This is a genomic window from Oceanobacillus caeni (genome assembly GCF_042678465.1).
Classification (GTDB): Bacteria; Bacillota; Bacilli; order Bacillales; family Amphibacillaceae; genus Oceanobacillus; species Oceanobacillus caeni.
In genome coordinates this window covers 225,522-251,986 of record NZ_JBHTKV010000001.1, presented here as the reverse complement: position 1 = coordinate 251,986, position 26,465 = coordinate 225,522, and the positions used below count along the sequence as shown (strand labels likewise).

General features: G+C 36.2%; 23 protein-coding genes and 2 pseudogenes. 20 read left to right on the top strand and 5 right to left on the bottom strand.

Annotated features, from left to right (window positions below):
* Nucleotides 1–110 precede the first annotated feature (110 nt).
* The 8 genes from leuC (at nt 111) to opp4A (ending at nt 9,466) form a co-directional block, all read left to right on the top strand.
* Nucleotides 111–1,523, top strand: coding sequence for a 3-isopropylmalate dehydratase large subunit (gene leuC, locus ACFQ18_RS01255; protein ID WP_047184817.1), 1,413 nt, complete (start codon nt 111–113; stop codon nt 1,521–1,523).
* Between the two features lie 13 nt (nt 1,524–1,536).
* A complete protein-coding gene (gene leuD, locus ACFQ18_RS01250) occupies nt 1,537–2,124 on the top strand; it encodes a 3-isopropylmalate dehydratase small subunit (RefSeq protein ID WP_047184816.1) in 588 nt (195 codons plus the stop codon).
* Nucleotides 2,125–2,240: 116 nt separating this feature from the next.
* A complete protein-coding gene (ilvA, locus tag ACFQ18_RS01245; RefSeq protein ID WP_225344034.1) occupies nt 2,241–3,203 on the top strand; it encodes a threonine ammonia-lyase in 963 nt (320 codons plus the stop codon).
* A gap of 328 nt (nt 3,204–3,531) precedes the next feature.
* Nucleotides 3,532–4,527: an ABC transporter ATP-binding protein gene (locus ACFQ18_RS01240; RefSeq protein ID WP_047184814.1), complete on the top strand. Its 996-nt coding sequence runs from the start codon at nt 3,532–3,534 to the stop codon at nt 4,525–4,527.
* A 3-nt stretch (nt 4,528–4,530) separates the two neighbouring features.
* Nucleotides 4,531–5,469: an ABC transporter ATP-binding protein gene (locus ACFQ18_RS01235; RefSeq protein WP_047184813.1), complete on the top strand. Its 939-nt coding sequence runs from the start codon at nt 4,531–4,533 to the stop codon at nt 5,467–5,469.
* A 245-nt stretch (nt 5,470–5,714) separates the two neighbouring features.
* Nucleotides 5,715–6,677, top strand: coding sequence for an oligopeptide ABC transporter permease (gene opp4B / locus ACFQ18_RS01230; protein ID WP_145523872.1), 963 nt, complete (start codon nt 5,715–5,717; stop codon nt 6,675–6,677).
* Nucleotides 6,678–6,702: 25 nt separating this feature from the next.
* Nucleotides 6,703–7,608 (top strand): ABC transporter permease, encoded by a 906-nt coding sequence (locus ACFQ18_RS01225; protein WP_204797657.1) that lies wholly within the window; start codon nt 6,703–6,705, stop codon nt 7,606–7,608.
* 79 nt (nt 7,609–7,687) lie between these two features.
* The gene (gene opp4A, locus ACFQ18_RS01220) at nt 7,688–9,466 is read left to right on the top strand and encodes an oligopeptide ABC transporter substrate-binding protein (protein ID WP_379565535.1); all 1,779 of its coding nucleotides are present in this window, start codon (nt 7,688–7,690) and stop codon (nt 9,464–9,466) included.
* Between the two features lie 530 nt (nt 9,467–9,996).
* Here the strand turns inward: opp4A and ACFQ18_RS01215 are convergent.
* Nucleotides 9,997–10,782 (bottom strand): Cof-type HAD-IIB family hydrolase, encoded by a 786-nt coding sequence (locus ACFQ18_RS01215; RefSeq protein ID WP_060667585.1) that lies wholly within the window; start codon nt 10,780–10,782, stop codon nt 9,997–9,999.
* 231 nt (nt 10,783–11,013) lie between these two features.
* Between ACFQ18_RS01215 and ACFQ18_RS01210 the strand changes: the two genes are divergently transcribed.
* Nucleotides 11,014–11,301 carry a hypothetical protein gene (locus tag ACFQ18_RS01210; protein WP_047184809.1) on the top strand — a complete coding sequence of 96 codons (288 nt, stop codon included), beginning with the start codon at nt 11,014–11,016 and terminating at the stop codon, nt 11,299–11,301.
* 47 nt (nt 11,302–11,348) lie between these two features.
* Here ACFQ18_RS01210 and ACFQ18_RS01205 read toward each other — a convergent pair whose 3' ends face one another.
* The gene (locus ACFQ18_RS01205) at nt 11,349–12,206 is read right to left on the bottom strand and encodes a CvfB family protein (protein WP_204797656.1); all 858 of its coding nucleotides are present in this window, start codon (nt 12,204–12,206) and stop codon (nt 11,349–11,351) included.
* A gap of 508 nt (nt 12,207–12,714) precedes the next feature.
* Here ACFQ18_RS01205 and ACFQ18_RS01200 point away from each other — a divergent pair.
* Together ACFQ18_RS01200 and ACFQ18_RS01195 are read left to right on the top strand one after the other, a co-directional pair.
* The gene (locus ACFQ18_RS01200; protein WP_240473191.1) at nt 12,715–13,617 is read left to right on the top strand and encodes an AEC family transporter; all 903 of its coding nucleotides are present in this window, start codon (nt 12,715–12,717) and stop codon (nt 13,615–13,617) included.
* Nucleotides 13,618–13,707: 90 nt separating this feature from the next.
* Nucleotides 13,708–14,499, top strand: a complete 792-nt coding sequence (locus ACFQ18_RS01195) for an SDR family oxidoreductase (RefSeq protein ID WP_204797655.1) — start codon at nt 13,708–13,710, stop codon at nt 14,497–14,499.
* A gap of 55 nt (nt 14,500–14,554) precedes the next feature.
* On the opposite strand, the gene ytaF is transcribed toward ACFQ18_RS01195, so the two are convergent.
* Nucleotides 14,555–15,181, bottom strand: a complete 627-nt coding sequence (gene ytaF, locus ACFQ18_RS01190) for a sporulation membrane protein YtaF (RefSeq protein ID WP_204797654.1) — start codon at nt 15,179–15,181, stop codon at nt 14,555–14,557.
* Nucleotides 15,182–15,355: 174 nt separating this feature from the next.
* Here ytaF and ACFQ18_RS01185 point away from each other — a divergent pair.
* The 6 genes and pseudogenes from ACFQ18_RS01185 to ACFQ18_RS01160 form a co-directional block, all read left to right on the top strand.
* Nucleotides 15,356–16,456: pseudogene (locus ACFQ18_RS01185) on the top strand (DNA topoisomerase); the annotation flags it as partial.
* A 705-nt stretch (nt 16,457–17,161) separates the two neighbouring features.
* Complete coding sequence (locus ACFQ18_RS01180; protein WP_379565531.1) at nt 17,162–17,947, top strand: reverse transcriptase domain-containing protein; 786 nt, start codon at nt 17,162–17,164, stop codon at nt 17,945–17,947.
* Nucleotides 17,916–18,581, top strand: coding sequence for a hypothetical protein (locus tag ACFQ18_RS01175; RefSeq protein ID WP_338115002.1), 666 nt, complete (start codon nt 17,916–17,918; stop codon nt 18,579–18,581). Before ACFQ18_RS01180 ends, ACFQ18_RS01175 begins: the two co-directional genes overlap by 32 nt.
* Nucleotides 18,578–18,802, top strand: a complete 225-nt coding sequence (locus tag ACFQ18_RS01170) for an HNH endonuclease signature motif containing protein (protein WP_379565529.1) — start codon at nt 18,578–18,580, stop codon at nt 18,800–18,802. The genes ACFQ18_RS01175 and ACFQ18_RS01170 overlap by 4 nt, the downstream gene beginning before the upstream one ends.
* Before the next feature lie 139 nt (nt 18,803–18,941).
* Nucleotides 18,942–20,012, top strand: a pseudogene (locus tag ACFQ18_RS01165) (DNA topoisomerase); the annotation flags it as partial.
* Nucleotides 20,013–20,172: 160 nt separating this feature from the next.
* Nucleotides 20,173–20,412, top strand: a complete 240-nt coding sequence (locus ACFQ18_RS01160) for an indolepyruvate ferredoxin oxidoreductase subunit alpha (protein ID WP_060667583.1) — start codon at nt 20,173–20,175, stop codon at nt 20,410–20,412.
* 122 nt (nt 20,413–20,534) lie between these two features.
* Here the strand turns inward: ACFQ18_RS01160 and ACFQ18_RS01155 are convergent, their stop codons facing one another.
* Nucleotides 20,535–22,598, bottom strand: a complete 2,064-nt coding sequence (locus ACFQ18_RS01155; RefSeq protein WP_204797653.1) for a thioredoxin domain-containing protein — start codon at nt 22,596–22,598, stop codon at nt 20,535–20,537.
* 158 nt (nt 22,599–22,756) lie between these two features.
* On the opposite strand from ACFQ18_RS01155, the gene ACFQ18_RS01150 reads away from it, so the two are divergent.
* Together ACFQ18_RS01150 and ACFQ18_RS01145 are read left to right on the top strand one after the other, a co-directional pair.
* Nucleotides 22,757–22,981 carry a hypothetical protein gene (locus ACFQ18_RS01150; protein WP_060667581.1) on the top strand — a complete coding sequence of 75 codons (225 nt, stop codon included), beginning with the start codon at nt 22,757–22,759 and terminating at the stop codon, nt 22,979–22,981.
* A gap of 555 nt (nt 22,982–23,536) precedes the next feature.
* The gene (locus tag ACFQ18_RS01145) at nt 23,537–24,475 is read left to right on the top strand and encodes an AEC family transporter (protein WP_204797652.1); all 939 of its coding nucleotides are present in this window, start codon (nt 23,537–23,539) and stop codon (nt 24,473–24,475) included.
* A 99-nt stretch (nt 24,476–24,574) separates the two neighbouring features.
* On the opposite strand, the gene ACFQ18_RS01140 is transcribed toward ACFQ18_RS01145, so the two are convergent.
* Complete coding sequence (locus tag ACFQ18_RS01140; protein ID WP_060668000.1) at nt 24,575–25,006, bottom strand: DUF2383 domain-containing protein; 432 nt, start codon at nt 25,004–25,006, stop codon at nt 24,575–24,577.
* A gap of 296 nt (nt 25,007–25,302) precedes the next feature.
* Between ACFQ18_RS01140 and ACFQ18_RS01135 the strand changes: the two genes are divergently transcribed.
* Complete coding sequence (locus tag ACFQ18_RS01135; RefSeq protein WP_128715679.1) at nt 25,303–26,292, top strand: cation diffusion facilitator family transporter; 990 nt, start codon at nt 25,303–25,305, stop codon at nt 26,290–26,292.
* Nucleotides 26,293–26,465: the final 173 nt, after the last annotated feature.

The window sequence follows — 26,465 nt, the reverse complement described above, 5'->3', positions numbered from 1 at the left end:
TGGCCTTCTCTATTTGGTTAGGCGAAGGAAGGCCTTAGTTGCGCTTAACGCAGATGGAGGAGATTTTTATCTGCCAAGAGAAACGGTAAGTATGAATGGAGGCGAGATTTATGAGTAAACCAAAGACAGTCATTGAAAAGATCTGGGAAAAACACGTTGTTCATCAAGAAGAGGATAAACCAGATTTAATATATATCGACCAACATCTAGTACATGAAGTTACATCGCCACAGGCTTTTGAAGGGTTAAGATTAAATAATAGAAAAGTACGTAGACCAGATTTAACTTTTGCAACAATGGACCACAATGTACCGACAAAAAATAGAGATGTTGTAAAAGACGAGATTTCTAGAAAGCAAATGGAAACACTACGTAAGAATTGTGAAGACTTTGGTATTAAGTTGGCAGATATGTTTCATCCTGACCAAGGGATTGTTCACGTTATAGGTCCACAGCTTGGTTTAACACAGCCAGGTAAAACAATCGTTTGTGGAGATAGTCATACATCCACCCATGGAGCATTTGGAGCCCTTGCATTTGGTATTGGAACAAGTGAAGTAGAACACGTTCTTGCCACACAAACGTTGATGCAAGAAAAACCAAAAACGTTAAATGTACATGTTAAAGGCGATCTAGGTCCAGGCGTAACAGCGAAGGATTTAATCTTGGCTATTATTGCAAAATTTGGCGTAAAATTTGGTACAGGATATGTCATGGAATATACAGGTGAAGCGATTCGTAACCTTTCTATGGAAGGCCGTATGACTGTTTGTAATATGTCTATTGAAGGTGGAGCAAGAGCAGGTCTAATTAGTCCGGATGAAAAGACGGTAGAATACTTGAGAGGTAGAGAGTATGTTCCAAAAGGGGAAGCTTTCGATAAAAAAGCCGAAGAATGGTTAGCTCTAGCAACGGATGAAGATGCTGTTTACGACAAAACGGTTGTTATCAATGCAGAAGAAGTAGAGCCACAAGTTTCTTGGGGAACCAATCCAAGTATGTGTGTACCAATTAGTGGAACTACTCCAAGTTTAGAGAGTGTAAAAGAACATAAAGAAGATGTCAAACGTGCACTAGAGTATATGGGATTAGAGGAAAATCAACCAATAACTTCTATTGAAATCGATCATGTATTTATTGGTTCTTGTACCAACTCTAGATTAAGAGATTTGCAAAATGCTGCAGAAATTATTAAAGGTAAAAAAGTGAAAGATGGTATTAAAGCAATCGTTGTTCCAGGATCATTTACTGTGAAACTAGAAGCAGAAAAACTAGGTATTGATAAAATCTTTATTGATGCAGGTTTTGAATGGCGTGATTCAGGATGTAGTATGTGTTTAGGAATGAACGATGACATTGTTCCGGCAGGAGGACGTTGTGCATCAACTTCTAACCGAAACTTCGAAGGAAGGCAAGGTAATGGTGCTCGTACACATCTTGTAAGTCCTGAAATGGCAGCAGCTGCTGCAGTAGAAGGACATTTCGTTGATGTTCGTAAATTCAAATCTGGAGTATTGAGCTAGGGGGTAGTTAGCAATGGAAGCAATCAAAGAACATAAAGGATTGGTTTTTCCTTTAAATCGCACAAACGTTGATACAGACCAAATTATCCCGAAACAATTTTTAAAACGTATTGAAAGAACAGGTTTTGGTCAATTTGTATTTTATAACTGGCGTTTTGATGATAATGGGAATAAAAGAGAGGATTTCGCTCTAAATAAATCCCAATTTGCTGGAACGTCCGTCTTACTCGCGGGTGAGAATTTTGGTTGTGGTTCTTCTCGTGAACATGCACCTTGGGCATTACTTGATTTCGGGTTTAAAGTAATCATTGCACCAAGCTTTGCGGATATTTTTTATAACAATGCTTTGAAAAATGGCATAATTTTGATTAAAATGGAAGAGAGCCAAATTACAGAATGGATGAAAGAAGCAGAAAACGGTGCTTTTTATCTATCGATTGATTTGGAAAAACAAGAAATTCAGGATGACGAAGGAAATGCCGTACATTTTGATATCCCTTCTTATCATAAAGAAAAATTGATCAATGGATGGGATGACATTGCTTTAACTTTATTGAATGAAGATAAAATTAAAGCATACGAAGAAGCAACACAAGCATAGGTTTTAAAAGAACGTTAGACCATACTTTATGAAATATAATTCATCTAAAAACTAAGGAGTGTGACTTAATTGGGGATTGCCTAAAAGGTGAGTTAGTCCACAACGCCTGGAAGCGTTTGGGGCATATTGTTCACCGTACACCACTATTAACATCAGCAACAACAGATAATTTATTAGGAAAGCATGTTTATTTTAAAATGGAAAACCAACAAAAAACTGGTGCATTTAAGTTCCGTGGAGCAAGTTATAAGCTTATGCAATTGAAAAAATCCCAGTTAAGAAAGGGAGTTATCACTGCTTCAGCAGGAAATCATGCACAGGGTGTAGCTCTTGCTGCTAGAAAATTAGGAGCAAAAGCAACTATATTTATGCCTGAGGGAACTCCATTAGCAAAAGTAAATGCTACTAGAAATTATGGGGCTGATGTCGTACTTACTGGAGAGAGTTTTCAAGAAGCATATAAGGCTTCTGTTGAGCATCAAAAGGAACTTGGAGCTACTTATGTTCATCCGTTTGACGATTATGATGTCATGACTGGTCAAGGAACGATGGTTATGGAAATGCTTCGTCAAGAGGATCGAATAGATACCATTCTCGTGCCAATTGGCGGAGGGGGTTTAATAAGTGGCGTTGCCGTTGCCGCAAAACACGTGAATAGAAATATTAAGGTGATCGGTGTACAAGCGAGCGGTGCACCTGCTATTTTTCAAAGTTATCACAGTAATTCGGTGAAAAAGTTAAATACAGTATCAACCATTGCTGACGGGATAGCTGTTAAAGAACCTGGTGAATTAACACTGCCGATTATTAGAAATTATGTAGATGATGTCGTAACCGTAACGGATGAAGAAATAGCATCGGCAATAGTCTATATGCTTGAACGAAACAAGACATTAATGGAAGGTGCTGGAGCAGCTGCATTAGCCGCTTTGTTTGCCCATAATGATAAGATACATTCCAGGCATTGTGGAGTAATTGTAAGTGGCGGGAATTTGGATATCGGTAAGATGGCCAAGATTCAAGAACTTGCAAATCAATCACACCCAATGGAAACCAAGAAGACCTCCATTGCATTATGAAAGAGATAAAGGGCTTGTTATCCTTTTTAAAGGGTAGTAGGCTCTTTTTTGCGCTCTTCATGTTTTATTTTAGGTAAAATGTGGAACAATAAGAACCCTATCCTGATTGCTTAATCAAAAATATTTACATATACTGTTAATGATTTAGATCGATAAGTTTTCCTAACACCTATTGTGGGAATGGTTAAGTACCTTTTAAAAATTTATCCTACCTAAACGGGTAGTAAGACTCCCACCTCAAGCTTTAGGGGAAACAAAGCTAGACGGGGGATGAAGGAGAACTCCCACTGTTGGAAGTCTTCTTTATCAAAGATGCTGGAGGGATTCCATGAGTAATAAATTACTTGAAATTAAGAACTTAAAAACATCTTTTTATATAAATGATGGGTACTATGCAGCTGTAGATGATGTTACATTGACGGTAAATAAAAATGAAATATTAGGTATTGTTGGAGAATCTGGTTCAGGAAAAAGCGCTCTAGCATTTTCTGTTATGGGTTTACATACTCGAGCAAAAATGGAAGGAAATATATTTTTTAATGGGAAAGATATTGTAAACGTTTCAAAGTCAGAATTAAATAAAATGCGCGGAAATGAAATGGCGATGATTTTCCAAGATCCCCTTACTGCGTTAAATCCCCTAATGGAAATAGGTGCACAAATTAGTGAAACTTTCATTTTGCATAGACCAACCATGACCAGAAGAGAACGTAAAGATCGAGTAATTGAGCTTCTAAAGATGGTCGGGATTCCCCGCCCTGAATATGTTTTTAGTCAGTTTCCACATGAATTATCGGGCGGCATGAGGCAGCGTGTTATGATTGCAATTGCTATTGCCAATCAACCGAAATTATTGATTGCGGATGAACCGACAACAGCCCTTGATGTAACGATACAAGCACAAATTCTTGATTTGATTCGGGAATTAAAAGCGACAATCGAATCGGGAGTTATTTTGATAACCCATGACTTAGGTGTTGTTGCTGAAATGGCAGATAGGGTTGCTGTTGTGTATGCAGGGCAAATTGTAGAAATAGCGAATGTATACACCCTGTTTAAGAAGCCATTACACCCATATACGAGATCCTTACTTCATTCGGTACCTGCGGATGGTCAAGATAAATTGCATGTTATACATGGAATTGTACCATCGTTAAAACATCTGCCAAGAGAAGGTTGTCGATTCGCCCACCGAATACCTTGGATGGATGCTAGCGATCATGAAGAAAATCCGATTTTGCATGAAGTAGAACCTGGCCACTATGTACGCTGTACTTGCTATAAGAATTTTTCCTTACAAGAAGATGAATCCAAGGAGGCATAAGACATGGCGATACTAGAGGTAAAGGATTTAAAGATTTATTTTCCGATAAAGGCTGGATTATTAAATCGAACGGTAGATCATATTAAGGCAGTTGACGGAGTCTCTTTTCAAATAGAGCAAGGAAAAACGTATGGGTTGGTTGGAGAGTCTGGTTCAGGTAAATCTACAATAGGTAGAGGAATTATTGGCTTGGAGAAGATAACTTCAGGTAAAGTGTACTTCAATGGAGTAGATATTACGAGCAAGAATGGAAAAGAAATACGAAAGAACTTACAGATGATTTTCCAAGATCCCTATTCATCTTTAAATCCGAGAAAAAGAATCTTGGATATTATCGCTGAACCATTAAGAAATTTTGAAAGGTTAACGAAAAAGGAAGAAATAAAGCGGATAGAAGAGTTGTTAGAATTAGTAGGTTTATCAAAAGAAAGTATGATGAAATATCCCCATCAATTTTCAGGTGGTCAACGACAAAGAATTGGTATAGCCAGGGCAATCGCGTTAAAGCCAAAATTAATTATTGCTGATGAACCTGTTTCCGCACTTGACGTGTCCGTTCAAGCTCAGGTTTTAAATTTTATGCAAGATATTCAAAAGGAATTGGGACTAACTTATCTTTTTATTAGTCATGATTTAGGAATTGTAAAGCATTTTTGTGACGAAATTTCCATTATGTATAAAGGCAGGTATGTGGAACAAGGAACAAAAGAAGAAATATTTAATCATCCGCAACACATTTATACGAAAAGATTATTATCCGCTATACCTGATATGAATCCTAGTAACCGAGATAAACAATTCCGAATTCGAAAAAAGGTACAGCAAGAATTTGATCAACGATACCATGATTATTTTGATAGTGAGGGATTAGCGTACAGTTTGAAGCCTATTTCCGAAACCCATCTGGTTGCTCTACAAGAGGATGTTCAAAAAGTCCGGTGAAAATGACACTTCGCATTTCTTCGTTGGCTCACTTTTCGGATACTCACGTATTAATTGCATACGTTCCGTTCCTAAAAGCTTCGCCGCCTCGAACTGCGACGCACAGGACGTGCTAGTGTCGGCGTTGCAACAAATCTTTACGGTGGGGCGAGTAATCGGAGCCCCAGGACGTTGCGCACTTAGCCGACCTCGGTCCTTTTCATCCTCCTTTTTGAACACACTCTGTAATAGAAAGGTTGATTTAAATGTGGAAATTTATTGTACGAAGGTTAGTAATTACTTTTCCTCAATTAATTTTACTGAGTGTACTTATTTTTTTGCTTGCACAAGCTATGCCAGGTGATGCTCTTACCGGTCTTGTTGATCCGAATATAGATCCAGCAACTATTGACGAGCAAAGGGAAAAATTAGGTTTAAATAAGCCATGGTATGAAAAATACATAGAATGGGTTGGTGGAGTATTTCAAGGTGACTTAGGTCAATCCTTCCGTTATAAAATACCAGTTACAGATTTAATAGAGGAACGAATCGTGAATACATTTTGGTTATCTGTTGCGACATTGATTTTTACGTATATGATTGCTGTTCCACTTGGTATGATAAGTGGTCGCTACAATGATACTATTCTTGATTCTTCTATTACCGGATATACTTATATCGGATTTGCTACTCCATTATTTATATTTGCATTGGTCATGTTATGGATTTTTGGATATCATCTTCAATGGTTCCCTACTGGTGGAAGCGTTGCACCTGAATTAAAGCCAGGAACTTTGGAATATGTTCTCAGTAGAATCCAGCATCTTCTGTTACCGGCACTTTCCATCGCTCTTATTCAGACAGTATCAACAGTTCAATATTTACGAAGTGAAATAGTAGATACGAAACAAAAAGATTTTATTATCACAGCAAGGGCAAAAGGTGCTTCTGAATCTAGAGTTTATAACAGACACATATTAAGAAATTCATTGTTACCAATTGCTGCTTTTTTCGGCTATGAAATTACGACGTTGATAACTGGAACTATCTTTATAGAGCAAATTTTTAGTTTTCCTGGTATGGGACAGTTATTTATTGAATCGGTATTACAACGGGATTTTAGTGTGGTAAATGCGGTTGTCCTTTTATTTGGTGCAGCAGCAATAGTAGGCGCATTGCTTTCCGATATTATTCTAAGTATTGTTGACCCGCGTATACGGATTAAGTAGGGACTTAGATCTATGGGGTGATTTAATGGAATTAGGAAAAAAGGAAACGCAAAGTCAACAAAATACAGAAAATAACCCAACCGGTCTAAAAATACTTTGGAGCGAGTTAAGGAGAGATAAACTTGCCCTTTTCTCTCTCATTCTGTTAATTGTAATCGTTGTATTTGTATATGGGATTTCTTTTGTGATGAATCAGGATGAAATTGCTAAAGTAGATTTATTTTCTATTCACAAACCTCCATCAAAGGAATTTATTTTAGGTACGGATTATGGTGGAAGAGATGTTTTCGGACAGTTGATTATTGGTACACGGAATTCACTCTCCATTGGGTTTCTTGTGACATTTTTAAGTGGTGTTATTGGAGTAGCATTTGGTTTGGTTGCTGGATATTTTGGTGGCCATATTGACAATATTCTTATGCGTGTATTAGACTTCTTCCAAGTATTACCGTTTATTATGCTAGTAATCGTATTTGTTTCAATTGTTCCAAACTATACAATTATCGCTTTTTCTTTAATTTTTACCGCGTTCAGTTGGGTGGGGGTAGCTAGGTTAATTAGATCCAAGGCATTGCAAGAAAAGGAATTGGATTATGTACAAGCATCCAAAACATTAGGCACATCCCATTTTAAAATTATATTTAGAGAGGTGATGCCGAATATTAGTTCCTTAATTATTGTTACGATGACGTTAAATTTGGCGTCCAATATTGGTTTAGAATCTGGCCTTTCTTTTTTAGGCTTTGGCTTTCCAGAAAGTACACCTAGCCTTGGGACACTTTTAAGTTATGCCACTAATCCACAAACACTAGAGCATCGATGGTGGATTTGGTTTCCTGCTGCAGTGATGATCTTAGTATTAATGCTTGCGGTTAGAAACGTTGGTGAAGCTTTACGGCGTGCAACAGATGCAAGACAAAGGAGAGGGTAGCAATTCCTTATTGAGATCTACACCAAAGTTTAGCGTTTGTAATTAAAGGACTGATAAAACATAAAAGGAGGTTATTTAGTTGAGAACGACACACGTTAGTAAATGGCTTCTAGCCCTCATGTTTTTTATGTTTTTAGTATTGGCTGCATGTGGTAATGGTTCAGGGGACGCCATATATTCTATAGAAGACTTCTCTGAAAACGCATCAACAGAAGGTGAAGCTATCGATGGTGGTACGTTGAATTATGGTTTAGTGACAGATACAACTTTTGAGGGAACGTTAAACTATAATTTTTATTCTGGATCATTTGATAATGAAATTATTAAATGGTTCGATGAATCACTGCTTTCGGTTGATAAAAACCATAAGTATACCCAAGATGGCGCAGCGACATTTGAAGTAAGTGAGGATCATCGTACGTTTACTTTTACCATTCGTGATCATGTCAATTGGCATGATGGTGAGCCGGTTAAGGCAGAGGATTGGGCGTATGCAATCGAAGTAATTGGACATCCAGATTATGATGGACCGCGCTATGACTCCTCCTTTAGAAATATAGAAGGTATGGAAGAATACCATAATGGAGAGGTAGATTCGATTTCAGGTCTTGAGGTAGTGGATGCAAAGACTTTGAAAATTACATATATAGAGGGTACGCCATCACTGTTAGCCGGAGGTATTTGGCCATATGCGTTACCAAAACATATTTTTGAAGATATCCCTGTAGCAGATATGTCTGCATCAGATGCAGTTCGTAAAAATCCAATAGGCTTTGGTCCATTTAAAGTGGAAGGTATTGTTCCAGGGGAATCTGTAAGTATGACAGCTAATGAAGATTATTGGCAAGGACCTCCTAAATTGGATGGGGTGACAGTAAAAGTAGTCAATCCACAAACGATCGTTCAGGCACTGAAGTCTGGGGACGTAGACACGGTTGATAGTTTCCCGACTGATCAATATGCAGATGTTGAAACGGAACTTACGAATGTAGAGTTTTTAGGAACTGTTGATATGTCTTACAGTTACATCGGATTTAAGTTAGGGACTTGGGATAAGAAAGCGCAAGAAGTAAAACCAAATCCAGATGCAAAAATGGCAGATGTAAACTTACGTCGTGCAATGTGGTATGCAGTCGATAATGAAGCGGTAGCTAAACAGTTTTATAATGGACTTAGATGGAATGCTAATACGCTAATTCCGCCTTCTCATCCTGATTATCATGACTCATCGATTGAGGCTCCAACCTATGATCCAGAAAAGGCTAAGCAAATTTTAGATGAAGCCGGATACTTGGATACGAACAATGATGGAATGCGTGAAAATCCAGATGGAGAAGAATTAATCATCAACTTCGCTTCTATGTCTGGTGGAGGAGATATTGCTGAACCGCTAACCAATTACTATATTCAAGCTTGGAAAGAGGTTGGATTAAACGTACAACTATTAGATGGTCGTTTAATTGAGCTTAATAGCTTTTATGACAAAATTGGACAAAACGGAGACGATGCCCCAGAAGTTGATATGTACCAAGGTGCTTGGAGTGTTGCAACAGATGTAGACCCATCTAGTTTATATGGACGCCAGGCAATTTTTAACTTCTCGCGATACGCTAGTGAAGAAAATGACCGTCTTTTGGAAGAAGGTACATCGGAAAAAGCATTTGATCCGGAATATCGCAAAAAAGTGTACAGTGAGTGGCAACAACTAATGGTAGATGAAATTCCTGTATTCCCAACGCTTTACCGCTCTAAACTGGTACCAATTAACAAACGTGTCGTGAACTATTCGATTGGAGCTGACTTTATGGGATTACACGAAGTTGGTGTAACTCAAGAAAAACCGTTTAAAGCGGAATAACGTATGGTGGAAGTTCGTTGATATGGGAAAATCTTCAAAAAGCGATAGCATACCAAATCACTGGGTGGTATGCTATTTCTATTGTTTAGCAGTAGTTTATTCATGATATTGAATGAGTGACCATTTAGTAAGAAATCTAAGTGAAAGGGTCACTCATAAGTCCGATGAGAGCCCGTTTGGAGTAGAAAACAAAGAGAAAGGTCACTCATAAATCCGATGAGAGCCCGTTTAAAGTAGGGAACAAAGAGAAAGGTCACTCATAAGTCCGATGAGAGCCCGTTTGAAGTGGGGAACAAAGAGAAAGGTCACTCATAAGTCCAATGAGAGCCCGTTTGGAGTAGAAAATAGAAAGAACGGTCACTCATAAATCGTTGAGTAACCATTCTAGATACAAATCTTAGAATCGTCTTTCATAAGAAGAAATCGCAAACCTTTGGGAACATGATGAGACATTTGAGATAAGAGCGTTTCATTAGCGAAGAGAGAAAAGAAAGCAAAGCCTCCACCTTGGCTTTGCTTTCTTTTAAGAATTAATGTACTAAACCTAATTTTTTTAAACCATTAAATATACCGTCTTCTGTAACGGAAGTAGTTTTATGCTTGGCAAATTGGAATAGATTAGGGTTTGCATTTCCCATGGCAAATCCTTCTCCGACAAATTGAAGCATTTCTTTATCATTCATTCCATCTCCAAAAGCAATGGTTTCATCAGCAGTAATATTTAATCGCTCTAATGTCTTTTTAATAGCTTCTCCTTTGTTAACATTCGTACGAAGAACATCGTAGGTATCCTTTAAATTATTGACTTTTACTTCAGCAAGCACAATGCTAGGATCAATTTGATAAAGTGTCTTTTCATTTTCTTTGACGTTCATGATGGTTATTCCTAGTATTTGGTCTGCTACATCAGATGTGTAATTTTCAGTGTATTTCATTTGAAAGGTTTCACTAAAATTGCGGGAAGAAGGGCTATCCACGTTTGCAAAATAACTTTTCTTATTCGTATACATAACAAACTCATGTTGTTTCTCTTTGGATATAGCTACCATTTTTTTTACTAATTCTTCACTCATTGTTTCATCTACAACGGTTTCATTATTATAAATGGCAAGTGCCCCATTATAGCCGATAAAAGAATCGATATTCAACGATGTTGCTAGTTCTTTAATTTCATGAATAGGTCTACCAGTCGCAAGAAATACTTCTATTCCTTTGTTTTTTAGTTGTTGAATCGCATCTTTTGTTTTTTCTGAATACGAATGGTCTGGTCTTAAAATTGTTCCATCAATATCTAAAAATAACGCTTTAAAAGACATATTTATCTCCTTTTAAGATTGATTTTATCCCACCTAAACGGGTAGTAAGACCCCACTGATGGAAGTCTTCTTTATGTAAATGTAGATTGGATTATCTATTATTATAAATGTTAGATCTTTTAACATTCAAGGAAAGATCATTCAAATGGACTAAAAAGGATAAACAATTGACTTTGTAAGCGTTCGAATGTAGACTAAGTTATAGGATTATTTTATAGTGGGGTGAAGAGGATGGTTGCATCAGTTTTAACATTTGGTGGTATCCTAGCATTTGTCGCATTTGTGATTAGTTTATTTTTAGTAAAAGCATCAAAAGAAAAGAACATAGGATATTATCCTGGAATACTTATTGCTGCAATCGGATTATTATGTTTGTTCGCATCTCCTTTAGCGCATGCTCAAGTTATGGGCGCGCCATTAGGTGGAATTGGAATTGCATGTATGTTCGCAGCTGCAGTTACCCTAATCCTTATTTCTGTTATTGATGCTTATCAACAACCAAATACGAAAAATGCGTAAAACAAAAAAACGATAGAACCTTAACGGAAGGGACTATCGTTTTTAGTTTATTTTATTAAATACGACTTTCCATCTCGTTGTTCCACTTTTCCTTCTTTCATTAACTTTCCAAGTGCACGTTTAAATGCTGCTTTACTAATTTGGAAAGTCCCTCTAATATCCTCAGGATCACTCTTATCTCCAAAAGGAATCATCCCACCATTTTCTTCAAGATGTTGAAGAATTGTTTCTGCATCCTCAATCATTCCGTGTTTTTTAAACGGTCGTAAGGAAATATTTAACGTACCATCTCCTTTTACCTCAATCACTCGACCAGTTACCAACTCACCTAGTCGGGGTTCTGATTTTCGTTCTGTATGATGAATAAATCCCCGATAATATTCTTCGGTAATGATAGCAGAACCTTCTTTACTCGTATGATAAACTCTCCCGCTCACCTGTTTATTTAACAAATCTTCCTTAGCTGTTTCAAATTCACGGTACAGAATACCTTCCGTTGCTGGAATAGCTAATAATTTTCCTTTTTTATCAACACCTAACGTAACAAATAATTTATCACCTGGTTTCGGCCATACCTTCGTATATAATGGTAAATCATCACTAGAAACTAAAAAGTCTTTTGTAACACCAATATCTACAAAGACACCAAGCCGAGGAATACTTTCAACGACCTCTACCCAGCCGTATTCATCCATTTGGACTTTTGGAAAACTAGTTGTTGCTGTTATATTTCCTTTTTTATCCATATAAAGAAAAACATCAATATCTTGCCCTTCTTCATGTTCCTTGTCTGTTTCATTCACATGCAATAGAGCTTGTTCACCATCTTTTTCTAAGACATAACCTGTATCAATTTTGCGTAACACCGTCATGGTTTGTACGGTGCCAAGTTTTAATCTATTCATATTTATAACCTACTTTCTGTATGTATATCTCAATCTATTTGGAAAAGGGGGTACCCTATTATAAGAGTACCCCCTTTGATTAAAAGTAACACATAAGTTTTTTTATTTTTAATTCCGATTCTTTTAGGAAAATTCAGCATGATTCATTAATTAACCGCGGTACATTATCTACACCGTTATAGCTAAGCTATCCTTCTGCCTATATAACAGGGGCTTTTGCTAATTTATTTTATGTTCTCTAACTTAACAACGTAAGCCCTACCTGCTCTTACGTCCTTGCGTCCCCTTAGACGCGCCAGTGTGAATAAGCATCTTCAAAAACATTGTAGAATGCCAGAACACTTAGTTGTTACTCTTGTGCAACTTATTAACTATACATTTATTTCACTTTAATGTCAAATTTTAAAGATAAGAGGAGTACAAGATTTTGTTTCTATCAAAATCTTGTAATTATGATAAACTATTATTTAGTTTATCATTATAAAAGAATTAGTCTAGTAAGATGGAGATGAAAGTATTGTCCTTATTTTTTAATGTTATTTTACCAATTATGCTTGTATTTTTATCCGGATTTATTTTACAAAGGCTTCGGGTTTTAGACGTTAAATCAGTTTCTGCTGTAACCATCTATATTCTATCACCCGCGTTGGTTTTTATTTCTTTATATGATGCAGAATTTAACAGTGCTTATGTCATGATTTTTGTTTATATGATTGTTTTATTTTATCTTATGGTTTTTCTTAATAAAATACTTGCCAAAATTTTCAAATGGTCCAAAAATGTAGAGAGTGCATCGATTTTATCTACAGGTTTCATGAATTCTGGGAACTATGGGTTACCAGTTGTTTTATTTAGTTTAGGGCAAACGGCTCTACCATACGCGGTTTTTATTATGGTTGTACAAGGATTACAAAATAACTTCTTCGGGGTTTACTATGCTTCACGTAGTTCAAGTGGAATCAAAAGAGCTTTGATAAATGTGTTTAAAATGCCAACAACCTATGCGATGATTTTAGCTTTTATTTTTCAGTTTTTCCAGATTCCAATAACTGATTCCATTCATTCCACTTTATCAATGGTTGGTGACGCATCGATTCCTGTTATGATGATCGTACTCGGAATGCAACTAGGATCGATTATGGGAATTAAATTGGATTGGCAGGTTATTACTTCTAGTGTTCTATTAAAAATGATCGTTGCACCTTTATTTGCAGCTGGATTTGTTTATTTCCTAGATATTAATCCATTGATTGGAGCAATCCTTATTATTATTTCTGCAATGCCTCCTGCAGCAACGACAACGATGTATGCGATTGAATTTGATACGGAACCTGAGTTAGTATCTAGTATAACGTTTATTTCTACCGTTACTAGTATTTTAACCATCACGATTTTGTTAAATATTATGTAATGAAATGAAGAATGAATTCAAATAGTAGGAGTATTGGAACAGGCTTGTTTATAATGGGGATAGGATAAATTTAAACAAGGGGTGAAGGAAATGGATCTAGGGTTAAAAGGAAAATCTGTCATTGTTACTGCGGCAAGTAAAGGTTTGGGAAAAGCTTCAGCACTTGAGTTTGCAAAAGAGGGAGCACACGTATTAATCAGTAGTCGAAGCAAAGATGAATTAAAGTCAACAGTAGAAGAAATAAAACGGGAAACCGGAAATGACCACGTGGCTTATATTGTTTGTGATATGAAAAAGGCAGATGATATTGAGCGCCTAGTGGAAAAGGCCATATCTTGGAATGGTACAGTCGATGTGTTAGTCAATAATGCTGGGGGACCACCAGCTGGGAAGTTTTTAGATATGACAGATGAAGAGTGGTACCATGCGTTTGAATTGAACTTACTTAGTTTTGTTCGCACAATTCGAAAGGTAGTTCCATATATGCAGAAACAAAAACGCGGAGCAATTGTTAGTATAGCTTCTTCATCAATGTTTCATAGTTTAGATAATCTTGTCCTATCCAACACGATGAGACCAGGGGTTGTTGGACTTTCGAAAACATTAGCCCGCGAACTTGCGGAGGACAATATTCTAATTAATACAGTTGGCCCTGGGATCATTCAGACGGATCGAATTAACGATTTATATCAATTTACTGCGGAACAACAAGGTGTGTCCATTGATCAAGTTATAGAAGAAGAAGTAAAAACAATTCCAATGGGGCGTTTGGGAAAACCGGAAGAATTTGCAAAAGCGATTATATTTTTAGGATCAGGAGCAAATACGTATATAACTGGGCAAACTTTAGTTGTGGATGGTGGATCGGTAAGGGCGTTATAATATAAGACAGGTTTCTTATTCGGGAAGAAATAGGAAACCTGTCTTTACCTTTATCTTAAATTAGGTTTAGTACACCTAATCCAATCAATATAGCCGGAGCAAGAAAAGAAAGTTTTTGTAACTTCTCATGTTTAGCTAAAAATATCCCAATTTTCATACCAGAAAATAAGAAAATTCCACTCATCGTTGCGATTAATAAGGCAGTTACCCAAGGAATATAACCTAATAAAGATGCGCCAATCCCTGCGCCAAAAGCATCTAGAGCAAGTGCAAAACCAAGTATGAGAGCTTCTCCAATAGAGATATTTCCGGATTTATCCAAATCGGCCTTATGAGGAGTTGCAAATACAGTTGTTATATCCTTCAATTTACTACTTGAATGATTCACTTCCATTTTTTTCCCTTTGTTTAAATTTGACCGGATGATATTAATCAAAGAAAACAATCCTAAAGAGATTAATATAACTCCACCAATCGATTGTGCGATATCAACGGAAATAAATTTTTCGAGAAAATTACCGATTGTCATGGAGGCCAACAATACAGTACCAGAACACAACATAATGATGAGTATAGCCCATATTGGTACTTTAATTTTTTGCATTCCATAAGTTATTCCCACACCGAGCCCATCGATGCTTACTGCTATAACTAATAAGAACAATCCTGTATAATATAGCATTCATAACTCATTCCTTTACAACATTACTAACATATTGTATGGATGGAAAAGATCAGGTGTGCTTCATTAATTGGGCAAATATAACATTTTTCGATGTCAGACAAGTTCTGCAAGTTTTTCATGAATGTGATAAAGTAAAATATAATGTTTTTTGGAGAAAGGAAAAATAAATTTATGAGTAAAACAGTTGTACTAGCAGAAAAACCATCTGTTGGTCGAGATATAGCGAGAGTATTAAATTGTCATAAAAAAGGGAACGGATTTATAGAAGGATCTAAATATATTGTGACGTGGGCATTAGGACATTTGGTGACATTAGCGGATCCGGAAGCCTATGATGATAAATATAAATCGTGGAAACTGGATGACTTACCAATGCTTCCGAATCATCTGAAGCTAGTAGTCATGAAAAAAACTGGTAAACAATTCAATGCGGTAAAAACACAATTAAATAGAAAAGATGTTTCAGAAATTGTTATTGCTACAGATGCAGGGAGAGAAGGAGAACTTGTTGCACGCTGGATTTTGGAAAAAGCACGTGTCAATAAACCAGTGAAGCGCTTATGGATTTCATCAGTAACAGATAAGGCGATACGAAATGGATTTAAACACTTAAAACCAGGTAAACAATACGAAAATTTATATGCTTCAGCTGTAGCTCGGTCAGAAGCGGATTGGTATGTAGGGTTAAATGCTACAAGAGCATTAACAACTAAGTTTAATGCTCAGCTTTCTAGTGGCCGAGTTCAAACACCAACATTAGAAATGGTTGCCCAACGTGAGAAAGAGATTAAAGAATTCCAGCCTCGGAAATTTTATGGAATTGAAGCGAAAACGAATAAAGGTTTCAAATTTATTTGGCAAGATGATAAAAAGAATCAACGCATGTTTTCTAAAGAAAAAGCCGACAGACTACTAGAAAAATTGAAAAGCCAGTCCGCAAAAGTGGTTCAAATTAATCAAACTTCTAAGAAAAAATTTGCACCCCAATTATATGATTTAACAGAATTACAACGAGATGCAAACCGTATCTTTAACTTTTCAGGGAAACAAACGTTATCCATCATGCAAAAACTGTATGAACAACACAAAGTTTTAACATATCCACGAACAGATTCTCGTGTTATTTCAACGGATATTGTTCCAACCTTGAAGGATCGCTTAAAAGCTTGTGGAGTGGATCAATACGCCAAAATGGCAGGAAAACTATTGCAAAAGGATTTTAAACTTCCGAAATCTGTAGTAGATAATGCAAAGGTATCTGATCACCATGCTAGTGCGACACGTTAACCTGAAATTCTGATAGAAATATCAGTTGGGATGGTTTAGTAGAAAACTGAAGAATCCTTGAGGGGAATGAAAGCCGTCATGCTGTGCTGAAACCCTCACACTAATACTCCCCTAAGCAGGGAAGCAGACTATGGTGGAACTGTTTAAAGCGGGGTGAAGTCGGCGAAAGTGAACAGGAATTAAGAACTGTCACTTAGAGTAGTCGGGTGGTTGTAATATATGGTGAGAATGTGTTTATACACTGACGAACCTCTGAATGTACGAGTCTATAGGTGGTTACGGTATCTGTGATGATAACGTAGTACCAATTTGGTACGTTAGCGGAGTTGAGTAAGAATTGGCGTTATGAAAGACTCTATACCGAGCGAATGACGGTATTAAGCTAACAGGCTCAAAGGAGGCACCTAAGTATTGCGTTAACGGGAATCTTTGGAACGTGGGAAGCCAAGAACTGTATCTGTCATGACAGAAACTCATAGTCGAGGACAGTTGTAGACGAAAAGCCAGATGGTATAATAAGCTACTTAATCTTGGTGAAAGTAGTGCCACAGTACCGATGAAGCAGTGATAATAAGCTGTAGAGGGATAGGCACAAGTCAAGTAAGGACAAGTTGATTGATTCAAACTATGACTCTGTTTTTCGGGTAAGACAGGGAAAGCAACATCCTTGAAAGGAGTTGTCCCAACAGAGTGGCGAACAAATACAGGTATAATGATTACTATGAGATGACACAAGTCTTTGACGACTTGTATCAAAAATCGAAAAACAACTTTTCGTTTCGTAATCTGATGAACACCATCACCAGTGAAAATAATATTCGATTGGCATTTAGAATGATAAAAACTAACACTGGAAGTCAAACAGCGGGTGTTGACAACATTACAATTAAAGACATTAAAGACAAGGATTTGGACTCTTATATTAAAATGGTTCAAGCAAATCTAAGTAACTACAAGCCTGATACTGTTAAAAGAGTCTATATTCCAAAAGCAGATGGTAAGAAAAGACCATTAGGGATACCGACAATGGTGGACAGATTGGTACAACAGAGTATTCGACAAGTCCTTGAGCCAATATGTGAGGCAAAATTTCATCCGCATAGCTATGGTTTCCGACCAAATAGGAGTACCAAACATGCAATATCTCGTATGATGTCCTTAATCAATATCGGAAAAATGTACTATACAGTGGATATTGATATAAAAGGATTCTTCGATAATGTAAATCATACAAAGTTGGTTAAACAAATGTATGCATTAGGTATTCGAGATAGGAAACTAATTAGCATAATCAAAGCGATGCTAAAAGCCCCCATACAAGGAGAAGGAATACCAAATAAAGGAACTCCACAGGGAGGCATTTTATCCCCTCTACTATCAAACATTGTCCTTAATGAACTTGATTGGTGGATTTCATCCCAATGGGACCGCTGTAAAAGAGTGGTTGAATATCAGATTAAAGTTAGAAATAAGTGAAGAGAAATCAAAAATTATTAATCTGCGTAAAAATTACTCAGATTTCTTAGGAGTCAAAATAAAAGCCGTCAAAAAGGGAAAAACCTTCGGAGGATATGTAGCACAATCTCACATTTCAGACAAAGCAATTAAACGAATGAGCGATGAAATCCGAAGTCAGGTTGAGCTAATTGCTAAACAACCTGAATCCTCACATGTGACTAAGCTGAATAGCATGATTTTAGGTTGGCATGAGTATTATAGCTGTGCTACCTATGCTAATATTGACTTCTCTAAATTAGCTTTCTCTTTGGATAAGTTTATGCTCCACAAACTAAGAAATGTAGCGAACTATGGAACACCTAAACGTAGCGAATTATCACCTTTGTATAAAAAGTTCTATGGAAATTCTAAAGCGAAAACGTGGAAGATTCACAAGGTTTTCATCTATCCAATCGACCATGTTCAACACAAACCAGTTATGAATTTCAGCCAAGACATATGTGATTACACCCAAGAGGGGCGAAACAAATCCTCTAAGAAATTGGAAAACAGCACTAATAATAACATCATTCAACTCATGAAAAATTATAATCCATATGAAACGGCTGAATACAACGACAATAGAATTTCAAGAGCTTCCATGACAAAATGAAATGTGAAGTAACAAAAATAGATCTTGCTATAGACACGCTACATTGTCATCACGTCATACCAAGAGAACTTGGGGGAACAGATGGCTACCAAAATCTTAGAATTGTTCATAAAGATGTCCATAAACTTATTCATGCTACTAAACCCGAAACAATAGAAAAGTACAGCAATCTCATTGAAGATAAAAAAGCTCTTAACAAGCTAAATAAACTTCGAACTTAATGTAATCTTGAACCAATCAATCTTGTAACTACTTGATGGAACGCCGTATGAGAGGAAACTTTCACGTACGGTGTGGAGGAGGGGAAAATGAGTACACTTAACGGATAATGCCGAAGTAGAAAGTTACCTATTCCTATTTATTCCAACAGAAGAGCAAGTGGTATTAGAAGATCTTAATGACAAAGAAAGAAAAATTTATGATTTAGTTGTAAAACGCTTCTTAGCTGTTTTATCGGATCCACATGAATATGAACAGACTACTGTTTTTGCAGAAATAAATGGAGAAACATTTGTTGCAAAAGGGAAAGTAGTTAAAAAGCAAGGTTGGAAAGAAGTGTATGACAATCGTTTTGATGATGAAGAATTTTCGGATGATCAGAGATTACCGGTGATTCAAAAAGGAGAAGTTTTTACTACTGTCGTTCTTAAACAAACAGAGGGGGAAACAAAACCTCCAGAGCGTTTTACAGAAGGTGCCTTATTACAAGCAATGGAAAATCCAGCTAAATACATGAATACAAAAGAAAAAGATTTAGTAAAAACAATCAATCAAGCTGGTGGGATTGGAACGGTTGCAACACGTGCAGATATTATTGAAAAGCTTTTTAATAGTATGTATATGGAATTAAAAGGAAAACATATTTTCATTACATCGAAAGGTCGTCAGCTATTGGATCTTGTACCAGATGATTTACGGTCTCCAGTACTTACCGCAGAGTGGGAGCAAAAACTTCAAGCCATTGCGGAAGGTAAGTTAAAAAAGGAGAAGTTTATCTCTGAGATAAAAGGGTATACGAAACAAATTGTTACAGAAATAAAAAGCAGTGACGAGACTTTCAAGCATGATAACATGACAGGAACGAAATGTCCGGAATGCGGAAAGCTTATGCTTGAGGTGAAAAATAAACATGGAAGAATGTTAGTTTGTCAAGATCGTTCTTGTGGCCATAAGAAAAATATTGCGAAACAAACCAATGCAAGATGCCCGAACTGTCATAAACGAATGGAACTTCGTGGGGAAGGCGATGGTCAATTATTCGTTTGTAAATGTGGTCATCGAGAAAAGGTATCAACATTTAATAAACGAAGAAGTCAAGAGAAGCAGCATAAAGTGTCTAAAAAAGATATTAATAAATACATGAAAGATCAAGATGATGGATTTAAAAATAATGCACTTGCTGAAGCCTTAGCAGCGAAATTTAAAAAATAGTATTACTCTAGTCCTCTATTTAGTATAATAGGGGACTTTTTGCATCTAAATCTAAGTTTATGATAAATGTATAAGACGTAAGCCAAATAGTTTACATCTAATCTAGAAAGCATTATCATTTAGTATAATATAAGTTTTGACATGAAGGAGGTAGACATAAATGGCATTTGTTATATTAGATCCTTGTAGGGGAGAAAAGGCTGGCGAATGTGTTAGTGTATGCCCTGTTGATTGTATAGAGGAAGGTCCAGACCAATTTTACATAGATCCAGATATTTGTATTGACTGTGGTGCTTGCAAGGCGGTTTGTCCTGTTTCAGCAATAGAAGAAGAATACGATTTAACACCGGATCAAGAAACGTTTTTAGAAAAGGCAGAAGAATTTTTTGCCAATAGATAAAAAATATATATCCCCGTTACATTTCTAATAGGAGTGTAACGGGGATTTTTATATGGGGGCCGATTTATCTTTTTGACGATTGGATTTCGCTTTTATGTAAAAAAGTAACGCTATTGAAAACGTTACTTTTTCTTAATTGCTTTTAACGCATTTTCTATATTGGTAGTTGGTTGTCTACAAGCGAAGTTCTCGCAAATATAAACGGTTGTTTCATCATCTATTTGCTTGTACGCTGTAGCAAATGGTGCAACTTCCGAAAAATTCTCAGGTGCTTCACCGAAAAGGAAGACAACATTTGGTAAAAATTCTGTTTGAACTTCTTTTAGTAAATGAATTCCTTTATCGTTGTCCTTTTTACCTAGTATGACAACTTCTTTTGTTTTGTATTCCATCAGTTGTAGGCTTTGGAGAAAGAAAGGACTTGCGGAAGCCATTCTATTTACATCATTGAAAAAGGTAAAATACATTTCCTCTACTTTATCAAGATATGAAGTGTTCCCAGATAAATAACCTAGTCGTGTAAGCATTACTGCTGCAACACTATTTCCCGATGGAATCGCACCATCGTAAATTTCCTTATCTTTTGCAATTAGTTGCTCACTATCTTTTCCGCTAAAATAAAAGCCGCCATGTTCTTCATCCCAAAATAATTCTAGCATTTGTTCCGAAAGAAAATGTGCATGTTTTAAATGTTTTTTAGAAAAGGTTGTTTCATATAGCTCGATATATGCCCATAAAAGAAAGGCATAATCATCGATATACGCATTATATTTTGCTTCGCCTTCTCTATACCTTGCCATTAAGCGATTCTTAACAAATAGATTTTCCTCAACAAATTCCATCGCATTTTCTGCCATTTTCTTATATTCTTGATTGGAAAAAACCCGACTGGCTTTTGCTAATGCAGCAATCATCAAACCATTCCATGCAGTCAGAATCTTATCATCAACATGTGGATAGACACGTTGCTCCCGTTTTTCCAATAGTTTTGTTCTAGCTTTTTCCAATTGCTTCAATAAAGCATCTAATGGTAAGTTAATTTCCCTTGCAACGTATTCCAAATCTTGATCAATGAGATTCGGGATATTTTTTCCTTCAAAATTCCCTTCTGGTGTTAAATCATACACATCTACATAAAGCCCACCTAAATCATGACCCAGAATATCAAAAATCTCTTCATAATCCCAGACATAATATTTACCTTCGACACCTTCCGAATCCGCATCAATTGCTGAATAAAAAGCACCTTCATTACTCGTCATTTCTCGCTTAATAAAAGTAATAATTTGTTCTGAGATTTGTCGGTAGAATGGGTTCTTCGTTATTTGGTAACATTCAGTGAAAACCATTAATAACAATGCATTATCATAAAGCATTTTCTCAAAATGTGGAACGAGCCATTCTTCATCTGTCGAATATCGGGCAAACCCATATCCAATATGATCCCATATTCCTCCTGCAGCCATATCCTTTAAGGTTTTTTCCACCATCTTAAGGGCAGCAGTATTTCCAGTGAAATAGTAATGACGTAATAGAAAAAGAAGATTTTGAGGCATCGGAAACTTTGGTGCCTCCCCAAATCCTCCATAGGTAAAATCATAACCTTTGGCCAGTTGTTCATAGGCTTTATCTAATGTTTCCTTTGTAAGTCGATTATTACTTTTAGGAGTGATGGAGCGTGTTAAGGCATCGGTAACACTTTGAGTAACACTTGTTATATGGTTCGTATCCTCCACGTATTTTTGATATAATTGTGTTAATGCCTCTATCAAACCCGGACGCCCGTATTTGCTTGTTTTTGGAAAATATGTCCCAGCATAAAAAGGAACTTTATCTGGGGTCATAAAAATGGTTAAGGGCCAACCACCTTGTCCAGTCATCATTTGGCAAACCTTCATATAGATAGAATCGATATCAGGGCGTTCTTCACGGTCCACTTTAATGGATACGTAATTTTCTTTTAAGATTTTTGCTACTTCTTCATCTTCAAATGATTCGTGGGCCATTACGTGGCACCAATGGCAACTACTATACCCAATAGATAAGAAGATAGGTTTACCTTCTCGTTTCGCTTTATCAAATGCTTCATCTTCCCATGCATACCAATTTACTGGATTATATGCATGTTGAAGCAAATAGGGTGATTTTTCATCGATTAATCTATTGGGTTGTCTGTTAGTTGTCATAGGGCATCACCTGCCTTTCTTTATGTATTTAATGTTACTTTACCACGATATACCGATTTAATTCTAAATTAAGGGTGGAAGTAAATATTAAACCTTTACAATTGTTTCAAAAGTAGATTAGTACCTTTTTTTTACTGAATATTAAGATTTAATGTGATATGATTTTTACAGATAATTACAAACAACAAGATGAAGAGGTGGCTTTGGATGTTGAATTAAAACAGAATATAGAAAAACCAATGGAAGAGTATTCAAAAGGAGAATACCTACTTTTGATGAAGTATTCGAGGCCGGTGAAGATAATGTTTGAAATCCGTTTCTCCGAAAGTGCTGGAAAGTATTTGAAAAGATTGGAGGCTCATTATTTGGCTATTTTAACATAAAGACCACCACCTTTATTAAATTATATCAGATAGCTGATTTAACATACAAATGCGTGGTCTAACTCCAATACCCCAATAAGGTTAATGAACATGGATAGTAAGCATAAACAAATATCACGGTTTAAGGATATTAAAATTGTACTTAAATTATAAATAGCAGGTTAATTAACAGTTTCCGAAAAAAATCCCCTTTACTCTAAAGAATGTGAAGGATGTTAGTCCAATGAGTAGGGAGGGAATGATTTTACGTTAGAGCTAGACGCTTTGGAAGAACGTAGGGACAAACAATAACGAAAAGCACCTAAGTTTAGTAACAAAGCAAAATTGAAGTCTACGAAATTGCGTTCAACCAATCAGCCTGTTGTGAATGCAGTCAATGTAGTTCGAAATAACCCATGTCTATGTGGAAATGGGAAAGTATAAAAAATGCTGTGGTAAGTAAATATGCTTTTCTAATATAATCAAATTTAAAATTGGCTTGCATCTACATATAACTTTCATGATTTAATTAACCATCCGCCTCCTATTTCATATAGTAAAGCGGAGGGGATAATTATGGAGTCTCTAAGCGCATTTATGCAAGAAATGCTAGTACTTTATGGAGTTGCTATCCTAGGGTTTATCGTAAGGAAAATCGGAGTCTTAAATGAGAATGCAAATGATGTTCTAACACAACTTATTTTATATATTACTTTGCCCGCCCTTATTTTGTACTCTTTAGATATTTCCTTTTCTGCAACCTTACTAAAAGAATTTATGTGGTTTATTATGATGTCCGCATATATTCTTGCCATTTCTTGTTTTTTAGCATATTGGATGAGAAAAAGCTCTCAACTTCCCGAAAAACAAAAGAGTGTTTATGAAGGTCTGATTATTTTTGGGAATCAAGGGTTTATTGGTTACGCGGTCAGTTATATTCTCTTAGGAGAGCAGGGAGTCGTTTATTTAACCATTTTTAATATCTGTTATTTAGTCCTTATATGGACATATGGAATATATCTATTTAGTAGAAGTAAGGAATCGATCGATTGGAAAAAAATATTTTTAAATCCGGGGATCCTGTCCACTTTAACAGGATTGGTAATTTTTTTGTTACCAATAAGGTGGCCTACAGTTGTATCAGTTGGGTTAGAGAGTGTTGGGAAAATGACCATTCCTCTTTCCATGATGCTTATTGGTATATTAATTGCAAATGTAAAAAATAGTACTTTTATTTTATTAATTAAAAATACTTATATATGGAAATCGTCACTAACCAGGCTTATTATAATCCCATTACTCTTACTACCCTTCGCAGCTTTACCTGTGCCATTTCAAGTATTTTTAATTGCTGTTTTAGTTTCGGGTATGCCTTCTGCCCCGACGATTTCACTTTATTCGCAAAGATATGGGGGAGATACATACTTTGCGTCTATGGGAGTACTTTTAACAACTGCTTTATGTATTATTACCATCCCTTTACTTTATATAATTGTATATATTTTAGGGAATTAAGATAAATTATATCGTGAAGATTATGATAGGTATAGGGAAAGAATAGACCCCTTTCCCTATACCTTGATATTTTCTGTTCTAGTTACGTAGTTTCTATTGTTATTGTATGAGGTCGTTTAATTGGTTAATATGTTCTCTGTCCTCATTTAAGTTTTCTTCTACAATTTGCCTACTTTCTAAATCGATGTCGCCCCGCACAATTTCTTCAGCCATTTTCAATCCTTTTTCTTGTCCATCAATAGCTTCCTTTAAGATTTCTTCTACTGTATCAGGAAAACCTTTTAGGTTCATCATTCCCTCTCTTATGGAAAGCATGATCCCATTATCCTCGACGGCCTTTCCGCCAAGGTTTTGTATTCTTTCTGCTATTTTTGTAGCGTGGTTCTTATGCTCCTGTTGAATGCGCTGTAGTTCCTTTTTGATTTCTGGATCAGACACTTGCTGGATGTAATGTTCATATGAGTGAATTCCCATAAACTCTCCCTTTAAGTATGCGTTTAATTCCTTAATTATAACGTCTTCATTGTTCAATATTTTATCCTCCCATTGTGATGTCAAACAAATAACTAAAACGAATCTTCATGAATGCCTACCCTTGATTTAATACACATAGTAAAAAATAAGTCGTAAACATACATCACTATTATGATTTGTAAAATACGTTTCCTTATGCAGAATTATGGGACGTGCTATTTAACCATCCTTCTAGTCTTTATCATATTCTGACTAAATCTAAAAAATAAAATGCAGCATTATTGCGATGTACCGTTTAATTTCCTCTTTTTTTCAAATATTAAATAGTAATTTGATATAAGAGGGTGAATGTTTTGGTTAGAAATGATTCAGAATCCTTTAAAAGCTTAATCAAAAAAGGAAATAAGTCATCGTTAATTGCAGCAATAGGTAATGCGGTCTTAGCTATAGCTAAATTCTTTGCTGGGACCATAAGCGGTAGTGGTGCCTTATTTGCCTCCGCAATGCACTCTACAGCAGATGCAGTTAACCAAGGTTTTGTTTATATTGGAAGTATTCTATCTGAAAAGAAACCGACACCAAGGTTTCCAACTGGCTTTGGAAGAGTTATCAATATTTTCTGTATGGTTGCCGTCATAGTAGTTACGATTATGGCCTACGAAACTATTCGTGAAGGTTGGCATTTAATACAACATCCTGCTGAAGCGGGAGGTGGCTTTTGGATTAATGTTGGTGTATTAGTACTAAATCTTATCATTGATGGATCCATTTTAGTGAAGGCAATGAAAGAAATTAATGTAGAATCGCGTGCAGATGCTAAAGGGTTAGGCATTGTAACAGGTGCTTTTAAAAATGTTGGCAGGGCTGCTCCGCCAACAAGATTAGTGTTTTATGAGGACTTAGTTGCGGTTTCTGGTGCAGCCCTAGCGCTTATCGCAGTTGTCGTAATATCTTTAACAAATTTTGTACTCATTGATGGAATTATTACCATATTAATCGGATTATTAATGATCGGTGTCGCTTTTAGAGTGGGTTACGATAACATGGTTGGATTAATTGGGATAGCCGCTCCAAAGGATATTGAGGAAAGAATTACAGGAATAATACTGGATGATAAAGATGTCACAGATATTAATAAGATGCGAATCCTTCAAGAGGGTAGATATTATCATGTAGAGGCAAGAATTGAGTTACGACAAGGATTTTCTTTAGCTGAAGCAGATGATATAAAAATGAGAGTAACAGAAGATGTTTTAAAAGATCCAGATATCGCTGATGTAGGTATCGGCATTATTGAAGATGATGGGGATCTAGATTGGAAGCCAAGGAATCAACAAAGCTGAAATTCACGTTGACATATAGAAGATAGTCTAAGCCAATATCACACCAAAAAGGTTTTAGTAATTGGCTTAGATTATCATATTAGCAGACTGTATAACGATAAGATTCGGTTCAACCATAATATTATTATAGATAGCTTAATTCAATTTTCGACAAAATCCTGAATTCTATTGAA